We start from the raw sequence: 18,883 nt of genomic DNA, 5'->3' as shown, positions 1-18,883 counted from the left end.
GTCAGCCCACCAGCGGGCGGACGTCCCAGACGTGGGCGCCGGCCACCTCCCGGCCGGGCCCGAGCAGCGCGTCGAGCGTACGGCGCACCGGCTCGCCGTGGTGCAGTCCACCCTGCACCACCAGGGCGGCGCGCCAGTGCCGCAGGTCCTCGACCGCCTGCCGGCGGTGCTCGTCGGTGACCACCGGCACCTCGCCGGTCTCGGCCACCCGGCGCAACAGCTCGGCGGTGGGGCGGTCCGGGGCGCCCCACCGGGCGGCCGGCTCGTCGGCGCTCCGGGGGCCGATGAAGTAGCCGCCCGGGGCCGGGAAGGCCAGCCCGGTGCGGGCCGACCAGAGCATCGCCGGGCTGAGCCCCGCGCCGGTCACCGGCGGCACCGGGACCAGGGTCCGGCCCGGCGGCACGTGGGGCCGCCAGCCGCCCTCGGCCACGTACGCCGGCACGGGCCAGGCCGGCACGGTCCGGATCGGGGTGGGGATCAGCGGCAGCAGCGCGGCGGCCACCGCCCCGCCCCAGAGCAGCCGCACCGGCACGGCACCCACCCGGGCCGGGGCCCCGACATCGGCGCGCAGCCGGTCCGCCCCGGCCCCGGCATCGGCGCGCAGCCGATCCAGGGAGAGGGCGAGCAGGATGCCCAGCACCGGGACGCAGACCAGCGGGAAACGCGCCGGCACCGCGTGGTCGAGCAGCGGCAGCTCGGCGACCAGCCGGTACGGCCCGGGGATGCCGGTGGACGTGCCGTCCAGGCGGACCTGCTCGCCCAGCGAGAGCAGCGCGAAGAGCAGCCCGCAGGCGGCCAACGCGCGGACCAGCGGGCGGCGCCACAGCCAGATCACGATCACCACGGCGAGCACCAGCAGCCCCGGGCCGAAGAAGGAGTTCTCCTCGGTGGGGTTCGGCGCGAGCAGGCCGGGCAGGTGGTCGTCGCCGAGCACCGTCTGCCGCGCCGAGGCGGTGAAGGACGCGGCGTCGAGCTGGTAGCCGTACGCGTGGAAGGGCATCCCCCGGTAGTGGCCCGGGCCGAAGAACTGGAACCACAGCGGGTACGCCAGCAGCGGCAGCGCCACCGCCACCCCGACCGCGAGGCGGCCGAGCAGCGCCGGCGCCCGCCGACGCGCACTCTCCCGGTCGGCCGCCGCGTACGCCAGCGCGAACGTCCCGGCGGCGAGGACCAGGAAGGCCAGCACCTCCTCGCCGAGGAAGAGCTGGTACGCCACCAGCAGCCCGAGCAGTGTCCCGTGCCGCCACACCCGGCGCGGGTCCGGGTGGAACACCAGCGCCAGGATCACCGGCACCAGGAACTGCGCCGCCATGTGCAGGTGCGCCCCTGCCTGCGCGACCATGCCGGGGGCGAAGCCGCAGAAGAGCCCGCCGACGGCCGCCGCCGCCCGGGAGTCGACGAGCCGGCGGCGCAGCACCGCGTACCAGGCGGTCGCCGTGCCTGCGAGGCAGCAGACCACGGCCACCAGGAACGCGACCTGCGAGCCGAAGAGCAGGGTGACCGGCGTCAGCGGCACGCCCAGGCCCAGCACCGAGGTGTTGGCCATCAGGTTCACCCCGTCCGGGGCGTTCAGCTCCCCGCTGTACAGCGGGTTCTCCAGGCCCGTCACCGCCCGCGCCGCGCGGGCCAGCATCCACTCGAAGAGGACCTGGTCCCCCGCCTGGTGAAACAGCCGCCCCGGGCGACCCCACTGACCGAGGGTCAGCAGCACGGCCAGGGCTACGTAGCCGGCGACGACCAGCGCGTCCGGCGCACGTACCGGCAGCCGGCGGGACCGCCGGGCGGGTGCCACCCCGGCGGTGCCGGTCGCCGCCGGGGCGGTCATCAGGTCGGCTGGTCGGTCAGCGCCCGGACGTCCCAGACCCAGACGTCCAGCTCCCGGCGGCCGGGACCGACCAGCTGCTCGACGGTGCGCCGCAGCTGCTCGGAGTGGTGCTGGCCGACCGGGAGCACCAGGATGGCCGCCCGCCAGTGCCGCAGCTCGTCGAGCGAGCGGCGGCGCTGCCGGTCGTCCAGCTTCGGGATGCGGCCGGTCGAGGCGACCTCCTCCAGCAGCCGCCCGACGCCGCTGGGTCGGCCGCCGAAGCGGCCGGGGTCGCCGGTGTTGCCGTTGCGCGGCGCCAGGAAGTAGCCGCCGGGGATCTTGAAGTCGAGGTTGGTGGAGGCGGCCCAGCGCATGCCGTGGGTGTGCCCCATGTTCGGCACCGGGATCGGCACCAGCGTCTGGTCCTCACCGACGTAGCCGCGCCACCGGTCGGCGGTGATGAAGTCCGGTACGGGCGGGCGGGAGGTCACCTTCAGCGGCATCGGCGCGATCGGCAGCAGCGCGAGGACGAGACCGGCCACGGTGAGCGTACGCAGCGTCCGCCGCTCGACCGGCAGCGTCCGGGAGCGCTCGACGGCGAGCGCCAGCAGGATGCCCACCACCACGCTGGTGATCAGGCCGAAGCGGGTGGGCACCACCGCGTCGAGCAGCGGCAGCCGGACCAGCCACTCCCAGGGCCCGGTGAGCAGCTCCCGGTGCCACCAGGACACCCGCTCGCCGAGGGAAAGCACCGCGAAGAACGCCCCGGTCGCGGCGAGCGCCCGGACCAGCATCTCCCGGCGCAGCCAGGCCACGATGCCGACGGCCATCAGGGCGAGGCTCCAACCGAAGAAGGCGTTCTCCTCCGAGTAGTTCGGCGCGAGGTTGACGTTGGCGCGCTCGTCGCCGCCGATCGTCGGCGAGCCGGGCGCGAAGAAGGCCGCGATGTCGTTGCCGTAGTCGCGGACCGCGTCGCTCAGGCCGTGGTACGCCATCGGCCCGGCGAACTGGACGTAGAGCGGGTACGCCAGCAGCGACCCGGCGAGCACGGTGCAGATCGCGAGGGCCTTGGCCAGCGGTCGCCACGCCGCCGACCAGAGCCCGGGCCGCTGGGCGAGCACGGCGAGCAGGAACACCCCGCAGGCGAGCGCCGTGAAGAGCAGGATCTCCTCGTTGATGAACGCCTGGGCGGTGACCATCAGGGCGAGCAGCACGCCGTCGCGCCACGGCCGCCGGGACCGGGTGATGACCAGCACCCGCCAGACGATGAACGGCAGCAGGAACTGCGAGATGATGTTGGGGTGCCAGTTGGCGTGCGACAGCATCGCCGGCGAGAACCCGCAGAACCAGCCGCCGACGGCCGCCGCCAGCGGGCTGCGCACGACGTGCCGGGAGAGCACGAAGTACCAGGCCGAGGCCGTGCCGGCGAGCGCGAGCGTGACCAGCACCACGAAGGTCACGGCCGGCCCGAAGAGCAGCGTCACCGGCACCATTGGGATGCCCAGCGCGAGGATGGCCGTGTTGGCCATCAGGTTGACCCCGTCGGGGTAGTTGAACTGCTCGGTGAAGAACGGGAACTCGCCGTGCAGCACCACGCGTACCGAGTGGGCGAGGAAGAACTGCACCTGGGCCGGGTCGCTGCTGTAGAGCGAGGCCACCCGGCCGGCCGGATCCACCCAGATCTGACTGGTGACCCACACCGCGGCGAGCAGGAACAGGCCGAAGACCGTGAGGTCCTGCCGTCGCCGGGTCCACCGCCGGGGCCGGGCCGCGCCGTCCGCCCCGCCGGCCTCGCCGGAGGGGGCGGCGGCGTCGGTCGCTTCGGTGGTGGCCACGGGCGGCGCCACGGGTTCGGACGCGGGGGCCGCGGCGGCGTCGGATTCCGACCAGGATTCGGCGCGGGTCTCGGCAGGCGTCACAGTCGGCGGAGTCTACCCGAGCGGGACATTCACCCTGAAACCACGGCAGTGTCCTCTGTGGTCGGGGTCGGCCACCGCCCGCGACCTGCGCACGGACGGTGGGCGAGGTGGCGCGTCCCGGTGATCCGACATCTCGTACTATGGCGCTTTCCGTTGAACGACGGCTGAGGCGATCAAGGGGGCGTACAGGTGGCTCCAGTCCGCCGGCGCGGCAGCACGGCCACCGCACTGCTGACCCTGCTGCTCACCGCGACCGCCTGCGGGCCGGTGGCCGACCGGCAGCCGGGCGACCTGCGGGTCGGCTACGACAGCCTGGACGGCGACCTGACGGTCTGGCCGCCACGCGGCACCCTGGCGGGCGACGCCGCCGTCAGGTCGGCGGTGACGGAGGCGGTACGCGACTGGCGGTCACCGGCCGACGACCGGGTGCACCTGCCCACGTCCGGGATCCTCTGGTCCGGCGAGGTCGGCGGCGCGCCGCTGGCCCTGGTCGCCGCGGACGTGCCCGGCGAGAGCGCCTCCTGGCTGCTCCAGGTCACCACCGAGGACGGCCGGTACGCGGTCACCCGCGCCGCCGAGTACACCGACCCCGGCTACCTCGTCTACTCCGACGTGCTCCCCGTGCACACCTCCGACGGGCGGCGTTACCTCACGTCGGGCCGGGTGCAGCGGCTGCTCGGGCCGGACGGTCGCGCCCTGCGGCACACCGACGGCCTCACCGAGCCGGTGACCGTGCCGGCCTGCCGGGCGGTGCCGGTGACCGCCACGCTCAGGGCCACCGAGGCGCTGCCCCGGGGCCGCGCCGCCGACCGGCTGCTGGACCTCGGCACCGGCACCACCGACCCGCGCTACCCCCTCGTACGCGACGAGAGCGGCTCCGGCAAGCGGGCCCTCACGGGCCTGGACACCTGCGCGCTCGCCGGCGAGGAGGGCCCGTTCGGCAGCGTCCCCCGGCGCATCGGCGACCGGGACGCCCCGCGCTCGGTGCCGTCGTCGTGGCCGATGACCAAGCTGACCGTACGCACCCTCGGCGAGGTGGCCCTCGGCGGCGGCGAGCCGGCGGAGCTGGAGCAGCTGAGCTGGGAGACGGCGGACGGCACGATGACCGCCGTGGTCTACCGCCCCGCCGACGGGGGCACGCCCGTGGTCTCCCCCGCCGACCGCTCCAACCCGTTGCAGACGTACACGCTGCCGGTGCCGGGGCAGCCGCTGGCCGTGCTGAGCTGGCGGCCGACCGCCGACAGTTCGCTGTCCACGCCGCCGGACACGCCCCGGCTGGTGGACCGGCCAGGGCTGGTCGTGGTGCCGGCGCCGACCCGGTCGGAGACGTTCAGCCTCGCCGAGTCGGAGAAGACGCACTACCGCTCCCTCGGCGGTCGCTGACCCGGCGTCGGCTCCGCTGACCCGGCGTTCCCTCAGCGTCCGCTGACCGGCACGCGAGACGCCGACGGCGGGTGGCCCGGTCTCCCGGGGCACCCGCCGTCGGCGGTCTGGAACTCAGTTCTGCGCGGTCGCGTCGTCGGCGGCGATCACCGGCTCGACCTGCTCCACGTCCAGCCGGGAGATCCAGCCGGTGACGTCGCGGGCCACGTCCTGCGCGGTCAGGCCGAGGTCGGCGAGGATCTGCGCGCGGCTGCCGTGCGGGTGCCAGTCGGCCGGCACGCCCAGGTCCTTCAGCGGCACCCGGACGTCGGCGTCCCGCATCGCCTGGGCGAGGGCGTCACCGACGCCACCGACCCGGACGCCGTCCTCGACGGTGACCACGAGCCGGTGCCCGGCGGCCAGCTCGACCAGCTCGGCCGGGACCGGCCGGACCCAGCGCGGGTCGACCACGGTGACGCCGTAGCCCTGCTCGGCGACCCGGGTGGCCACCTCCATGCCCAGGTGGCCGAAGGAGCCGACCGCCACCAGCAGCACGTCCTTGCGCGCCGCCTCGGCCAGCACGTCGACGGTGCCGACCCGGCGCACGGCCGGCAGGTCGGCGGCGACGGTGCCGGTCGGGAAGCGGACGATGGTCGGGCCGTCGTCGACGCCCACCGCCTCGCGCAGCTCCTCGCGCAGGGTGGCGGCGTCGCGGGGCGCGGCGATCCGCAGGCCCGGCACGACGCCGAAGATCGACATGTCCCACATGCCGTAGTGGCTGGGCCCGTCGGGGCCGGTGATCCCGGCCCGGTCCAGCACGAAGGTCACCGGCAGCTTGTGCATCGCCACGTCCAGCAGGACCTGGTCGAAGGCGCGGTTGAGGAAGGTCGCGTAGACCGCCACCACGGGGTGCAGCCCACCGAGGGCCAGGCCGGCGGCCGAGGTGGCCGCGTGCTGCTCGGCGATGCCCACGTCGTAGACCCGGTTCGGGTGCTTGCGGGCCAGCTTGGCGAGACCGGTGGGCTCGGCCATCGCGGCGGTGATGCCCACCACGTCGGGCCGCTCGTCGGCGATCGCGACCAGCTCGTCGGCGAAGACGCCGGTCCACTTCACCGACGGGGCCGCGACCGACTTGCCGGTCGCGACGTCGAAGGCGCCGGGGCCGTGGAAGCAGTCGGCCTCGTCCTCCTCGGCCGGGCGGTAGCCGTAGCCCTTGCGGGTGACGGCGTGCACGATGACCGGACCGCCGAAGTTCTTCGCCGCCCGCAGCGCCGACTCGACCGCGGCCACGTCGTGCCCGTCGACCGGGCCGACGTACTTGATGCCGAGGTCCTCGAACATCGCCTGCGGGGCGACCGCGTCCTTGATGCCCCGCTTGACGGCGTGCAGCACCTCGTACATCGGCCGGCCGACCAGCGGCGTCGAGCCGAGCGCCTCCTTGACGGTGTCGAGCACCTTCTCGTAGCCGGGGTTGAGCCGCAGCGAGGAGAGGTGGTCGGCGAGGCCGCCGATGGTCGGCGCGTAGGAGCGGCCGTTGTCGTTGACCACGATCACCAGCGGGTTGCCGGCGGTGGCGATGTTGTTCAGCGCCTCCCAGCACATGCCGCCGGTGAGCGCGCCGTCGCCGACCACGGCGACCACGCTGCGCTGCTCGCCCCGCAGCTTGTACGCCTTGGCCAGGCCGTCGGCGTAGGACAGGGCGGTGGAGGCGTGCGAGTTCTCGATGAGGTCGTGCTCGCTCTCGGCCTGGCTGGGGTAGCCCGAGAGGCCGCCGCGCTGCTTCAACTTGTCGAAGCCGACCTGCCGGCCCGTGACGATCTTGTGCACGTACGCCTGGTGGCCGGTGTCGAACAGCAGCCGGTCGCGCGGGGAGTCGAAGACCCGGTGCATGGCCAGGGTCAGCTCGACCACACCCAGGTTGGGGCCGATGTGCCCGCCGGTGCGCGAGACCTTGGCGACCAGGAAGTCACGGATCTCGGCGGCGAGGACGTCCAACTCCTCGGCGGACATCCGCTTGACGTCCTGCGGGCCCCGGACGGTGGCCAGCAGCCCGGTGTGGTGGACCGTGCCCTCTTCAACGCTCATGACGCAAGAGTCTATCGGCCGTCCGACACTCCGCAGGTCGGCCCGGACGCCCGCCCACCGACCGGGGGCGCTGAGCGCCTGGTCAGCCCCCGGATGGATCGCGCACGCCCGGGTCCCGCCTCCGGTGGTCAGGCCGCGATCCGCAGCCGCCGGGGCGCCGGGACGGCCGGGGCGCCCCGGTACGCCGGCCCGGACGGGGTCCAGGAGCCCAGCACGGCGGCCCGGTCGGCGCCGGTCACCGAGGGCAGCGCGCCGGGCAGCCCGTGCCAGGAGAGCCAGCCCAGCAGGGCGAACGCGTACGCCTCCTTGGCCTGCGCGGGCACCCCCAGCTCGTCGGTGGTGCGCAGCCGCCAGCGCCCCGCCCCGAGGGCGGCCAGCCGGGCGGTCAGGGTGGGGTTGCGCACCCCGCCGCCGGCCGCCACCACCTCCGCCACGCCGTGCCGGTCGCATTCGGCGGCCACCACCCGGGCGGTCAGTTCGGTCAGGGTGGCGAGCACGTCGTCGGCCGGCACCGCCTCGCCGAGGGCGGCCAGCCGGGCGTCCAGGTAGCCGGCGTGGAACAGCTCCTTGCCTGTCGACTTGGGCGGCGGCGCCGCGTAGTACGGCTCGGCGAGCAGCGCGTCGAGCAGGCCGGGGTGCACCCGACCGGCCGCCGCGCGGGCGCCGTCGAGATCGCAGGGACGCCCGAGGAGGCGGCGGGCCGCGGCGTCGAGCAGCGCGTTGGCGGGCCCGACGTCGTACCCGAGCACCGGCCCGCCCGGCGCGAGCACCGTGAGGTTGGCGATGCCGCCCAGGTTGAGCGCGGCGCGCGGGGCCGCGCCGTCGGCCGGGTCGAGCAGCAGCGCGTCGAACGCCGGGACCAGGGGCGCGCCCTGCCCGCCGGCCGCGACGTCCGCCGAGCGCAGGTCGCTGAGCACGGGTACGCCCACCCGGGCGGCCACCCGGGCCACCGCGCCCAGTTGCAGGGTGCCCAGCGCGCGCCCGTCGGCGACCCAGTGGAAGACCGTCTGCCCGGGCGAGACGACCGCGTCGACCGCGCCGCCGGCCAGCTCGACGCCGATCGCCGCCGCCTCGGCGAAGACCTCGCCGAGGCGGTTGTCCAGCCGGCAGACCGCCTCGATCGTGGTGCTCTCCGGCGGCAGCAGCGCACCGATCGCTTCGCGCAGCTCGTCGTCGTAGTCGACGGCGCGGTGCCCCAGCGGGCGCAGCCGCAGCGTGTCCCCGTCGAGGGTGAACTCGGCGGCGGCCACGTCCACCCCGTCGTAGGAGGTCCCCGACATCAGTCCGACGATCTTCATGGCGTCAGGCTAGCTGGCGGCTCCGGCGGGCGGCAGGAGCAGACCGACCAGCTCGACGTGCTGGGTCATCGGGAACAGGTCGAAGCCGCGCAGCGCGGCCAGCCGCCAGCCCAGTCCGGCGAAGGTGCGCACGTCGCGGGCGAAGGCGGCCGGGTCGCAGGCCACGTACGCCACCGCGCGGGGACCGGCGGCCACGATGTCGCGCACCACCCGGGCGCCCGCCCCGGAGCGCGGCGGGTCGAGCACCACCACGTCGACCGGGCCGGTGATCCGGCGGCGGGCCAGCGCGGTCTCCACCCGGGCCGGCACGACCTCCACCCGGGGCAGGTCGCGCAGGTTCTCCCGGGCGGCGGCGACGCCCTGGGCCGCCGACTCGACCACTGTGACGCGGCCCGCGTCGCCGACCCGGCCGGCGAGTGCGGCGGCGAAGAGCCCCGCCCCGCCGTAGAGGTCCCAGGCCCGTTCCCCGGGGCGCGGGTCGACCAGCTCCAGCACGGCGTCGACCAGGGTGTCGGCGGCGGCCGGGTGGACCTGCCAGAACGACGACGCCGGCAGCGTCCACTCCCGGCCGGCGGCCACCTCGCGGACCCGGTCCGGGCCGCTCACCGTGCGGGGCTCCCCGTCGGCGACGGCGGTCACGGCCACGTCCCCGCCGGTGGAGGCGACCGTCTCGACCGCGTCCGCGTCCGGCCAGCGCGCCCCGGTCGGGGCCAGCACGGGCAGCTCGCGGATCGCCGGGTGGGCGATCAGGCAGCGGTCGATCGGGACCACCTCGTGCGAGCGGTGCTTGAGCAGGCCGGCCCGGCCCGCCCCGTCGACGGCGTAGCGGACCCGGGAGCGCCAGCCGAGCGGCCCGCCGGGCAGCGCCTCGACCCGGACGCCGAGGGCGTCCAGCTCGGCGTCGGTGAGCCCGCCGAGGCGGGTGAGCTGCTCGCGCACCACCGCCGCCTTCCAGTCGAGCTGGGCGGCCGGGGCGACGTGTTGCAGGTCGCATCCGCCGCAAAGGCCCGGCTTCGCGTACGGGCAGGGCTGCTCGACCCGGTCCGGGGCGGCCTCGAGCACGCTCACCGCGTCGGCCCGGACGAACCCCTTGTGCACCTCGGTGACCTCGGCGACCACCCGCTCGCCGGGCAGCGCGTGCCGGACGAAGACCACCTGGCCGTCCACCCGCGCGACGCAGTGCCCGCCGGGCGCGACCGCCCCCACGGTCAGCTCGACCCGCTCCGCCTCCTCCAGCCCGCGGCCGTTCCCGTGCGCGCTCACCGTTCACCTCCACCACTCGGGCCGCTCTCGCCGGGCGGCGCGGACACGACGGGCGGGACGCTCGGCGGCAGGGTGCCGCGCGGCGCGACCCGGGGGCCGCGTGCGGGCCCCCGGCTCAGTGTGGCGTCCAGCCGGTCCAGGTCCTTGCCGGCGGTCGAGGCGAGCTGCCACGGCACGCTTGTCACCATCACCCCCGGTTCGAAGAGCAGCCGGCCCTTCAGGCGCAGCGCGCTCTGGTTGTGCAGCAGGTGCTCCCACCAGCGCCCCACCACGTACTCCGGGATGAAGACCGTGACCACGTCGCGCGGCGACTCCCGGCGGACGCCGGCCACGTAGTTCAGGATCGGGCGGGTGATCTCCCGGTACGGCGAGTCGACCACGGTCAGCGGGACGGGCAGGTCCCGCCGCTCCCACTCCGCCTGCAACTCCCGGGTGTCCTTCTCGTCGACGTTGACGGTCACCGCGGTCAGCGTGTCCGGCCGGGTGGCCCGGGCGTACGCGATCGCCCGCAGCGTCGGCTTGTGCAGCTTGCTGACCAGCACGACGGCGTGGTTGCGGGCGGGCAGCACGGCGCGGCCCTCGTCCGGCGGGGTCAGCTCCGCGGCGACCCGGTCGTAGTGCCGGCGGATGCCCAGCATCAGCACGTAGATCATCGCCATCGCGGCGATGGCGATCCAGGCGCCGAGCAGGAACTTGGTGACGAGCACGACGACCAGCACCGCGCCGGTCATCGCCATGCCGAAGGTGTTGATCGCTCGGGAGCGGAGCATCCGCCGGCGCGCCTGCGGGTCCCGCGCGGTCCTCAGGTGCCGGTTCCAGTGCCGGATCATGCCGGCCTGGGAGAGCGTGAAGGAGACGAAGACGCCCACGATGTAGAGCTGGATGAGCTTGGTCACCTCGGCCTGGAAGCCGACGATCAGCACGATCGCGGCCACGGCCAGGAAGACGATGCCGTTGGAGAAGGCCAGCCGGTCGCCGCGGGTGTGCAGCTGCCGGGGCAGGTAGCGGTCCTGGGCGAGGATCGAGCCGAGCACCGGGAACCCGTTGAACGCGGTGTTCGCGGCCAGGAAGAGGATCAGCGCGGTGACCCCGGCGACCACGAAGAGCAGCACCGAGCCGGAGCCGAAGACCGTCTCTCCGAGCTGGGTGGTGACGGTCTTCTGCACGTACCCCTCGGGGCCGGAGATGATCTGGAGCCTCGGGTCCTCGACGAACTGCAGGCCGGTGAGGCGGGACAGCCAGATGATGCCGACCAGCATGGCCACCGAGATGGTGCCGAGCAGCAGCAGCGTGGTGGCCGCGTTGCGGCTCTTCGGCGCCTTGAACGCCGGCACCCCGTTGGAGATGGCCTCCACGCCGGTCAGCGCCGCGCAGCCGGAGGAGAAGGTGCGCAGCAGCAGGAAGACCAGGGCGAAGCCGGTGACGCTGTGCTCGGCCTGGATCTCCAGGCCGGCGCTGGGCGCGCGCAGGTCGTGGCCGAGCACGAAGACCCGGACCAGGCCGGTGAGCAGCATCCCGACCATCACGATGATGAAGCCGTAGGTGGGGATGGCGAAGGCCGTGCCGGACTCCCGCAGGCCGCGCAGGTTCACCGCGGTGAGCAGCACCACCGCGGTCACCGCGATCAGCACCTTGTGGGTGGCCACGAACGGCACCACCGAGCCCAGGTTGGCCACCCCGGAGGAGACCGAGACCGCGACCGTGAGCACGTAGTCCACAAGCAGCGCGCTGGCCACCGCGACCCCCGCCCGGGGCCCGAGGTTGACCGTGGCCACCTCGTAGTCGCCGCCGCCGGAGGGGTAGGCGTGCACGTTCTGCCGGTAGCTGGCGACGACGGTGAGCATCACCACCACGACGGCCAGGGCGATCCACGGCGAGAAGACGTACGCCGAGGCGCCGGCGATGGAGAGGGTCAGCAGGATCTCGTCGGGCGCGTACGCGACGCTGGAGAGCGCGTCGGACGCGAACACGGGCAGCGCGATGCGCTTGGGCAGAAGCGTGTGCTTGAGCCGGTCGGACCGGAACGGTCGACCGAGGAGCAGCCGCTTCAGCAGCGAGGTGGGTCTGGCCACAACGGCCAAGCGTACGACCACCCGGATGTGCCTCGTGGGGTGGCCGATCACGACGTGGCGCGGCGGCGGAGTACCGTCGGTCCGCACTCGCGCCGGGAACGTGGCAGGCTCGCAGACGGCACGCTCACCGGCCGGGTGTGGCGCACCTTGAGGAGGGACGCGGTGCATGTCGTGATCATGGGTTGTGGCCGGGTCGGCTCGACCCTCGCCTACAGCCTGGAGTCCCGGGGGCACTCGGTCGCGGTCATCGACCACGACGCCGACGCCTTCCGCCGGCTCGGCCCGGACTTCGCCGGGATCACCGTCACCGGCGCCGGCTTCGACGGAGAGGTGCTGCGGCAGGCCGGCATCGAGCGGGCGGACGCCTTCGCGGCCGTCTCCAGCGGCGACAACTCCAACATCATCTCGGCCCGGCTCGCCCGGGAGACGTTCGGCGTGTCCCGGGTGGCGGCGCGGATCTACGACCAACGCCGCGCGCAGGTCTACGAGCGGCTCGGCATCCCCACCGTGGCCACCGTCCGGTGGACCGCCGAACGGATGCTGCGGCACCTGGTGCCGGAGGGGAACGTGGAGATCTTCCGCGACCCGACGAGCACGGTGTCGATCATCGAGGTGCCGGTGCACAAGGACTGGGTCAGCCGGCCGGTACGCGCCCTGGAGGGGGCGACCGGGGCCCGGGTGGCTTACCTGATCCGCTTCGGCATCGGCACGCTGCCGACCCGCTCCAGCGTCGTCCAGGAGGGCGACCAGCTCTTCATGCTGGTCACCGACGACATCGCGGAGACGGTCACGTCGGTGGCGGCGGCGCCGCCGGAAGGAGGGCTGTGAGCATGCGCATCGCCATCGCCGGCGCGGGCAACGTGGGCCGATCGATCGCCCAGGAGCTGATCGACAACGGCCACCAGGTGATGCTCATCGAGCGCCAGCCCAGGATGCTCCGCCCCGACCGGGTGCCGGCCGCCGACTGGGTGCTGGCCGACGCCTGCGAGCTGGCCAGCCTGGAGGAGGCCGACATCGCCGGCTGCGACGTGGTGGTCGCGGCCACCGGGGACGACAAGGTCAACCTGGTGGTCTCGCTGCTGGCCAAGACCGAGTTCGCGGTGCCCCGGGTGGTGGCCCGGGTCAACCGGGCCGAGAACGAGTGGCTCTTCACCGAGCAGTGGGGCGTCGACGTCGCGGTGAGCAAGCCGCGGGTGATGGCCGCCCTGGTCGAGGAGGCGGTCACCGTCGGCGACCTGGTCCGGCTGATGACGTTCCGGCAGGGCGAGGCGAACCTGGTGGAGATCACCCTGCCGCCGACCGCCCCGTACGTCGGGGAGCCGTTGCGCGCGGTCCCGCTGCCCCGCGACTCGGCGCTGGTGGCGATCCTGCGCGGCAAGCGGGTGCTGGTGCCCACGCCGGACGACCCGTTGGAGGCCGGCGACGAGCTGATCTTCGTGTGCACGGCGGAGGTCGAGGACGCGGTCCGCGCGGTGGTGCTCGGGGCGGACAGCGTCGAGCGCACCCGCGAGCAGCGCTGAGGCGGCGGCCTCAGCCGCCGGGCAGCGCCTCGGACTCCGCCTCCCGGGTGACCCGGCGGACCGTCCAGACCGTGATCAGCAGCAGCAGCACGTACGGCGGGTAACCCAGCACCAGCCGCGCCACGCCGAGCGCCGTGTCCTGGTGGGCGAGGTAGAGCCCCGCCTGCACGCCCACCTTGGCCAGCCACACCACGCCCCACAGCACGGTGAGCCCGGTGAAGGTGCGCACCAGGCGCGGGTCGTCGCGCCACTCCGAGCGGCCCTTGGCCACCAGCACCGACCAGATCCACCCCACGAGGGGCTGCCGGAGCGCCGCCGAGAGCAGCAGCGCCAGCCCGTAGCCGATGCCGTAGAGGATGCCGGGGAGGTAGAAGTCGCGTTCGTCCCCGGTGCGCCAGGCGATCGCGGCGCCGACGGCGACGCCGAAGAGCCCGTTGACCGCGTGTCGGACCGGGCGGCGCTGCGCCAGCCGGAGCCCGGCGATCGCGAGGGCCACCACCACCGAGGCGATCACGGCGGGCCGCAGCTCGCCGATGATGTTGGCCAGCACGAAGACGACCACCGGGATGCTGGACTCGACCAGGCCCCGCCAGCCGCCGAGCTGGTCGGCCATCTGCTCGGCGAGGGTGGGCAGCGGCTCCTCGCCCTGCGGGTCGCTCTCCGGCTGTGCCGCCCGGTGCTGTCCCGTCGTCATCGCACGCCTTCCGTCCGCCGCGGCCACCGGGTCACTTCGGCGGTTCCAGCTCGTAGTACGGGTTGTAGATGACCTTGCGGTCGTCGCGCACCGCCACCCGGCCGCGCGCGGTCAGGTGCCGGCCGGGCTCGATCCCGGCGATGTGCCGCCGGCCCAGCCAGACCAGGGTCACCACGTCGCTGCCGTCGTAGAGGTCCGCTTCCAGCGTGGGCAGGTTGGTCCGCGGGGTGTAGACGACCGTACGCAGCCGACCGGCTACCGAGACCACCTGACCCCGCGTGCACTGCCCGGCCGGAACACCGCCGTGCTCGGCGCTCTCCCGGCGCAGCTCCTGCGCCTCGATCTCCGCCTCGCTCGCCGTGAGCCGTCGCAGCATGCGGCGCAGCGGACCCCGGCCCTCGTCGGTCGACATGACCTCCGCGTCACCCTCTCCACGCTGGGCCGACACGTCGCCGGCGCCCGGGACGACCCCGGCAACGCCGGAACCGTCCCGCCAGCGTACGCCGACGGGGCCGGTCCCGGCGCGTCGTGACTGTCGGTCAGGCCTCGCGGGGCGCGGGCGCGGGGTTGCCGTCCGCCGGCGCCTCCTGGACCGCCTGGTCGGCGACCTCACGGGGCAGCCGCAGCGGCAGCGGCTCGCGCACCGGCTTGGCCTCCTGGCCCCGGTCGACCACCAGGCCGTCGAGGCACTCGGCCAGCGGGCCGGCGGCGGCCGGGTCGGTGGCCACCTCGCCCTGGTAGACGCCGCGGACCATCCAGCGCGGCCCGTCGATGCCGACGAACCGCAGGTCGGTCAGCCCGTCCGGGGTACGCACCCGGGCGTGCAGCTCGATGCCGTACTCGCCCTGGACCTCCTGGGCCGCCGCGCCGTCGTTGAACAGCGACTTGCGGATCTCCTCGCGCACCTCGTCCCAGATGCCCTCGGAGCGCGGCGCGGCGAAGACACCGAGCTGGAGCGCGTTCGGACCGTGCACGAGCACGACCTGCTGGATCACGCCCTCCGGGTCGGCCTGCACCCGCACCTCGACGTCGCGCACCGCCGGGATGTGCAGGCTGCCCAGGTCGAGCCGCTGCACCCCGTCGGGCGCCTCGGAGATGTCGTACGGGCCGCGGGCCGGGGTCGACTCCTCGTGCGAGTCGAGGACCTCGGTCGTCCGCTCGTCACGGGCGTGCCGTCCGGCACTGTCCCGCTTCCGGGAGAAGATCACTGCGCCAACCCTCCGCTGTTCGCTCTCACCCTGCCACCTCTTCCGTCCGGCCGCCTGCCCGGTCCCGCTCTTCCCGTCGCACGTCCGGCGACCGCCGTCCGTCCGGTGCCTCCGGGGCCGCGTCCTGCCCGCCGTCCGCCGGGGACGGCACCAGGCCGGCGTGGCCGCCCGTGGAGCCGTGGCCGCCGGTCCCGCGCCGGGACTCGGGCAGCTCGGCCACCGGCCGGAAGTCCGCCCGTGCCACCCGCTGCACGACGAGCTGCGCGATCCGGTCACCACGGGAGATCTTCGCCGGTGTCTCCCGATCATGGTTGATCAGGTTGACCAGGATCTCACCCCGGTAGCCGGCGTCGACCGTACCGGGCGCGTTGAGCACCGTCACGCCGAGTCTGGCCGCGAGCCCCGAACGGGGGTGGACCAGGCCCACGTACCCCTCGGGCAACGCGATCGCCACGCCGGTCGGGACCAGGGCCCGGCCGCCGGGTGGCAGCTCGACGTCCGCCGCGGCCACCAGGTCCGCGCCGGCATCGCCGGGATGGGCGTACGCCGGCAGCGGCAGCTCGGGGTCGAGCTGCCGTACGGGCACGGGTACGACGTCGGTCACGGTTCTCCTCTTCCGTCCGTTTCCTGGGGTGACCCTGCCATCCTGCCGGTTCCGTCGCCCGTCGTGCGCCGTACCCTCGCAGGAGTGAGCCTGTCACCATCCTCGCCGTCCCCGGCGCCGCCCGCCGCGGTGCCCCCGCAGCACGCCGAGCGGCTCGGTCTGCCCTGGTGGCTGTGGCTGGGTGGCCTGGCCGCGGCCACGCTGCTGGCCCTCGAGGTCTGGATGGGCGCCCCCGGCGTCCGCGCCTGGCTGCCCTTCGTCGTGCTGCTCCCGGCGACCGTCGCCGGCCTGGCCTGGCTGGGCCGGATCCGGATCGCCGTACGCGACGACGAGCTGCGGGTGGACGACGCCCGGCTGCCCGTCCGGTTCGTCGCCGACGTCGTCCCGTTGGACGCCGCCGGCCGGCGTGAGGTGCTCGGGGTCGGCGCCGACCCGCTGGCGTTCGTGGTGCAGCGGCCGTGGATCCCCGGCGCCGTGCAGGTGGTCCTCGACGACCCGGCCGATCCCACCCCGTTCTGGGTGGTCAGCACCCGCCGCCCGGTCGAGCTGGCCGAGGCGCTCCTCGCCGCCCGCGACGCCGCCCGGCCCTGAGCCGTCCGGCGCCGGTCGCGCCGTTCCCCTGCCCGACGCCGGTCCCTCCGCTCGGGCCCCGGCTGCCCGGGAGTTGTCCGTCCGGCCGCTGCCCGTTAGGCCGCTGCCCGTTCGCTCGGCACTGTCCGGCGGCGTTCGGGACCCGGCCCGTGCTCGGTGCCGGCGCCCGCTCAGCGGGCGCCGGGGAGGGCCGGCGGGACGTCCGGCAGGGCCTTGGCCTGGCGACGCAGGTCGCTGCGGAGCTGGTCCGCCATGGTCCGGGTGGCCCGGCGGTTGAGGTAGCTGGCCACCGCCGCCCCGGTGAGGAAGGGCCCGAGGGTGGTCAGGTTGCGGCCGAAGCGCTTGAGTAGCGTGTCCCGCAGTTCCTTGCGCGCGGCGGTGCCCAGCACGGCGCTCACGCCGACACCGGGCATCATCGGGTTGATCCCCCGCTGGCCGGCCCAGGACTGCACCAGCGCGACCGCCCGCTGGGTGCCGCCGCTCGGCACCGGGACGCCGTAGACCTCGTGCAGTTCGCCGATCAGCTTCAGCTCGACCGCCACCACGGCGACCGTCTCGGCGGCCAGCAGGACGGGCGCGGAGAGCAGGGTCGGGGCGACCGCCCACTCGACCGCCGCCACTCCCCCGCCGGCGGCGCCGATGCCGGCCGTCGTCCGCGCGGCGTTGCGGACCAGCCGCTCGGCCAACGCCTCGCCGTCCAGGCCGTCGAAGTGCCGGCGCAGGGTGGCCAGGTCGCGTACGGGCACGTGCGGGGCGACCTCGGCGACCGTGTCGACCATCCAGCGCACCGCGCTCTTCGGCTTGAACAGGTCGGTCAGCCCACGCGCCCGCGCCTGCCCGACGAGCCGGCCGAGCAGTTGCCGCCGGCGCGCCGGCGCAACGTCGTCGGCGGTCAGGGCCGCGACGGTGACACCCAGCTCGTCCGCGCCGCGCGGAGGCACCGCGTCGGCGTGGTCGTCCCGCGCGACGGGGGCGTCCGCGCCGTCGGCGCGGCCCTGGTCCGCGCCACGCGTGCCGCCGGACTCGCTCCGCTCGCTCATGGTCCGACCTCCCGAATGGACCGACGTCGTCATGACGGTCACCCGTCAACGAGTCAAGCAGGTCCCCGGGAATGCCGCACGGCGACTCGGGCAGCGGCGGCCCCGACGAGGGAGCCGCCGCTGGTGCGGACGCACGGTGTCAGACGCACTCGCGGCAGATCAGGTCGCCGTTGCGCTCGACCGCCAACTGGCTGCGGTGGTGCACCAGGAAGCAGCGGGCACACCGGAACTCGTCCTGCTGCATCGGCAGCACCTTGACCGTGAGTTCCTCGTCCGCCAGGTCGGCGCCGGGCAGCTCGAAGCTCTCGGCCACCTCGGCCTCGTCGACGTCCACGGCGCCCGACTGTGAGTCGACGCGTCGGGCCTTGAGCTCTTCCAGGCTGTCCTCGCCGAGGTCGACCTCGTCGCGACGCGGGGCGTCGTAGTCGGTGGCCATCGGTTTCACTCTCCCATATCGATGTTGTCGCTTCCGGTTGTAACGCCGGACGACGCTGTTTCGGTTCCGCTGGCCGGCCACCACTTGTGTCGGTCACCCGACCCGAAGACAGCACGGACGGAGGCATCCCCAAGGAACACCCGACGAGCGCGGAACCATACCCCCCCATTTGGCGAGGCATGTATACCGCCCTCGTGGCTGAGATGTACGCCCCCGCACGCGAAGTTGTTCCCAATGTGACTCAGGCGACACGAAGATAGGGGTAGTACTACCCGGTTCCCGGATGGCGCGCCGGCATGTCCGGCTGTTTCCACGCGACGGCCGGACAACCGTTAACCTCAGCGGCGTACTCGACGGCCGGCGGGGCGGCCCGACCACCGGCGGCCGCCACCACCCACCCACTGTCCGGGGAGCACCCTGATGAGCTTTGCACGAGTGCGAGCACTCGTTGTCGTCGGCCTGCTGGCGGTGCTGGCCCTCGTCTTCGTGGTCGTCGCACTGGTCCGCGACACCCAGAGCAGCGCCGGCCTCGCCGGAGGCTGCCCCGAGGGCTGGCCGATGGCCGACGTGACCTTGCGGGAACCCAAGGACGTCAAGATCAACGTCTACAACGCCACCGACGAACCGGGTCGGGCCAGCACCGTCGCGGACGACTTCCGCAACCGCAAGTTCCAGGTCAAGAAGGTCGGCAACGAGAAGAAGCACATCGACGACATCGCGGTCCTGCGCTACGGCCCGAAGGGCGTCGGCTCGGCGCACCTGCTGCGGGCGTACTTCCTCGACAACGCCGAGTGGGACTACGACGCCAAGCGCACCGACGACGTCGTCGACGTGGTGCTCGGCGGCGGCTTCCAGCAGCTCGCCACCACCACCGAGGTCAACCAGTCCCTGGGCGACCTCGGCGCGCCGGTCGCACCGGCCGAGTCCTGCCCGACGTCCGAGGACGACTGACGACCACGCCGTGCCCCCGGTCCCGCCGGGGGCACG

Annotated in this window: 17 protein-coding genes; 5 read left to right on the top strand and 12 right to left on the bottom strand. The window is 74.4% G+C overall.

Annotation, left to right across the window (positions count from 1 at the left end; translation table 11 throughout):
• Nucleotide 1 precedes the first annotated feature (1 nt).
• Both AB0B83_RS15505 and AB0B83_RS15500 read right to left on the bottom strand, forming a co-directional pair.
• On the bottom strand, nt 2-1,825 hold the full coding sequence (locus AB0B83_RS15505; RefSeq protein WP_357578757.1) for a hypothetical protein: 1,824 nt from the start codon (nt 1,823-1,825) through the stop codon (nt 2-4).
• The gene (locus AB0B83_RS15500) at nt 1,825-3,639 is read right to left on the bottom strand and encodes a hypothetical protein (protein WP_357578756.1); all 1,815 of its coding nucleotides are present in this window, start codon (nt 3,637-3,639) and stop codon (nt 1,825-1,827) included. The genes AB0B83_RS15505 and AB0B83_RS15500 overlap by 1 nt, the downstream gene beginning before the upstream one ends.
• Nucleotides 3,640-3,912: 273 nt before the next feature.
• Here AB0B83_RS15500 and AB0B83_RS15495 point away from each other — a divergent pair, with 273 nt between their 5' ends.
• Nucleotides 3,913-5,106, top strand: coding sequence for a hypothetical protein (locus tag AB0B83_RS15495; RefSeq protein WP_357578755.1), 1,194 nt, complete (start codon nt 3,913-3,915; stop codon nt 5,104-5,106).
• A gap of 114 nt (nt 5,107-5,220) precedes the next feature.
• On the opposite strand, the gene dxs is transcribed toward AB0B83_RS15495, so the two are convergent.
• The 4 genes from dxs to AB0B83_RS15475 form a co-directional block, all read right to left on the bottom strand.
• Nucleotides 5,221-7,170, bottom strand: coding sequence for a 1-deoxy-D-xylulose-5-phosphate synthase (dxs, locus tag AB0B83_RS15490; protein ID WP_357578754.1), 1,950 nt, complete (start codon nt 7,168-7,170; stop codon nt 5,221-5,223).
• A 128-nt stretch (nt 7,171-7,298) separates the two neighbouring features.
• Nucleotides 7,299-8,468, bottom strand: a complete 1,170-nt coding sequence (locus AB0B83_RS15485; protein WP_357578753.1) for an anhydro-N-acetylmuramic acid kinase — start codon at nt 8,466-8,468, stop codon at nt 7,299-7,301.
• A gap of 9 nt (nt 8,469-8,477) precedes the next feature.
• Nucleotides 8,478-9,731: a TRAM domain-containing protein gene (locus AB0B83_RS15480; RefSeq protein ID WP_357578752.1), complete on the bottom strand. Its 1,254-nt coding sequence runs from the start codon at nt 9,729-9,731 to the stop codon at nt 8,478-8,480.
• Nucleotides 9,728-11,803: an APC family permease gene (locus tag AB0B83_RS15475; RefSeq protein ID WP_357578751.1), complete on the bottom strand. Its 2,076-nt coding sequence runs from the start codon at nt 11,801-11,803 to the stop codon at nt 9,728-9,730. Before AB0B83_RS15475 ends, AB0B83_RS15480 begins: the two co-directional genes overlap by 4 nt.
• Before the next feature lie 162 nt (nt 11,804-11,965).
• On the opposite strand from AB0B83_RS15475, the gene AB0B83_RS15470 reads away from it, so the two are divergent.
• Both AB0B83_RS15470 and AB0B83_RS15465 read left to right on the top strand, forming a co-directional pair.
• A complete protein-coding gene (locus AB0B83_RS15470; RefSeq protein WP_151452454.1) occupies nt 11,966-12,631 on the top strand; it encodes a TrkA family potassium uptake protein in 666 nt (221 codons plus the stop codon).
• 2 nt (nt 12,632-12,633) lie between these two features.
• On the top strand, nt 12,634-13,323 hold the full coding sequence (locus tag AB0B83_RS15465) for a TrkA family potassium uptake protein (RefSeq protein WP_132233250.1): 690 nt from the start codon (nt 12,634-12,636) through the stop codon (nt 13,321-13,323).
• Between the two features lie 10 nt (nt 13,324-13,333).
• Here the strand turns inward: AB0B83_RS15465 and AB0B83_RS15460 are convergent, their stop codons facing one another.
• From AB0B83_RS15460 to dut, 4 genes are all read right to left on the bottom strand, one after another.
• Nucleotides 13,334-14,017 (bottom strand): DUF3159 domain-containing protein, encoded by a 684-nt coding sequence (locus AB0B83_RS15460; protein ID WP_357578750.1) that lies wholly within the window; start codon nt 14,015-14,017, stop codon nt 13,334-13,336.
• A gap of 31 nt (nt 14,018-14,048) precedes the next feature.
• Nucleotides 14,049-14,429, bottom strand: coding sequence for an OB-fold nucleic acid binding domain-containing protein (locus tag AB0B83_RS15455; RefSeq protein ID WP_132233037.1), 381 nt, complete (start codon nt 14,427-14,429; stop codon nt 14,049-14,051).
• A 127-nt stretch (nt 14,430-14,556) separates the two neighbouring features.
• Nucleotides 14,557-15,225 carry a DUF3710 domain-containing protein gene (locus tag AB0B83_RS15450; RefSeq protein WP_357578749.1) on the bottom strand — a complete coding sequence of 223 codons (669 nt, stop codon included), beginning with the start codon at nt 15,223-15,225 and terminating at the stop codon, nt 14,557-14,559.
• 25 nt (nt 15,226-15,250) lie between these two features.
• Entirely contained in the window at nt 15,251-15,829 is a 579-nt protein-coding gene (dut, locus tag AB0B83_RS15445) for a dUTP diphosphatase (RefSeq protein ID WP_151452450.1), read from the bottom strand.
• A 90-nt stretch (nt 15,830-15,919) separates the two neighbouring features.
• Between dut and AB0B83_RS15440 the strand changes: the two genes are divergently transcribed.
• The gene (locus tag AB0B83_RS15440; RefSeq protein WP_357578787.1) at nt 15,920-16,420 is read left to right on the top strand and encodes a DUF3093 domain-containing protein; all 501 of its coding nucleotides are present in this window, start codon (nt 15,920-15,922) and stop codon (nt 16,418-16,420) included.
• A gap of 170 nt (nt 16,421-16,590) precedes the next feature.
• On the opposite strand, the gene AB0B83_RS15435 is transcribed toward AB0B83_RS15440, so the two are convergent.
• Nucleotides 16,591-17,460 (bottom strand): hypothetical protein, encoded by an 870-nt coding sequence (locus AB0B83_RS15435; protein ID WP_357578748.1) that lies wholly within the window; start codon nt 17,458-17,460, stop codon nt 16,591-16,593.
• A gap of 139 nt (nt 17,461-17,599) precedes the next feature.
• Complete coding sequence (locus AB0B83_RS15430) at nt 17,600-17,896, bottom strand: DUF4193 domain-containing protein (RefSeq protein ID WP_013284790.1); 297 nt, start codon at nt 17,894-17,896, stop codon at nt 17,600-17,602.
• Nucleotides 17,897-18,331: 435 nt separating this feature from the next.
• Between AB0B83_RS15430 and AB0B83_RS15425 the strand changes: the two genes are divergently transcribed.
• The gene (locus AB0B83_RS15425; protein WP_357578786.1) at nt 18,332-18,847 is read left to right on the top strand and encodes a LytR C-terminal domain-containing protein; all 516 of its coding nucleotides are present in this window, start codon (nt 18,332-18,334) and stop codon (nt 18,845-18,847) included.
• Nucleotides 18,848-18,883 lie beyond the last annotated feature (36 nt).

The organism is Micromonospora sp. NPDC049060 (assembly GCF_040649055.1).
GTDB classification, from domain to species: domain Bacteria; phylum Actinomycetota; class Actinomycetes; order Mycobacteriales; family Micromonosporaceae; genus Micromonospora; species Micromonospora reichwaldensis.
The sequence above is the reverse complement of the archived record's forward strand: the minus strand, read 5'-3'. Positions and strand labels throughout refer to the sequence as shown.

Coding starts and splice junctions, on each gene's coding strand:
- AB0B83_RS15435 (WP_357578748.1), bottom strand. CDS start 17,460: ATGAGCGAGCGGAGCGAGTCCGGCGGCACGCGTGGCGCGGACCAGGGC.
- AB0B83_RS15465 (WP_132233250.1), top strand. CDS start 12,634: ATGCGCATCGCCATCGCCGGCGCGGGCAACGTGGGCCGATCGATCGCC.
- dxs (WP_357578754.1), bottom strand. CDS start 7,170: ATGAGCGTTGAAGAGGGCACGGTCCACCACACCGGGCTGCTGGCCACC.
- AB0B83_RS15460 (WP_357578750.1), bottom strand. CDS start 14,017: ATGACGACGGGACAGCACCGGGCGGCACAGCCGGAGAGCGACCCGCAG.
- AB0B83_RS15430 (WP_013284790.1), bottom strand. CDS start 17,896: ATGGCCACCGACTACGACGCCCCGCGTCGCGACGAGGTCGACCTCGGC.
- AB0B83_RS15505 (WP_357578757.1), bottom strand. CDS start 1,825: ATGACCGCCCCGGCGGCGACCGGCACCGCCGGGGTGGCACCCGCCCGG.
- AB0B83_RS15455 (WP_132233037.1), bottom strand. CDS start 14,429: ATGTCGACCGACGAGGGCCGGGGTCCGCTGCGCCGCATGCTGCGACGG.
- AB0B83_RS15485 (WP_357578753.1), bottom strand. CDS start 8,468: ATGAAGATCGTCGGACTGATGTCGGGGACCTCCTACGACGGGGTGGAC.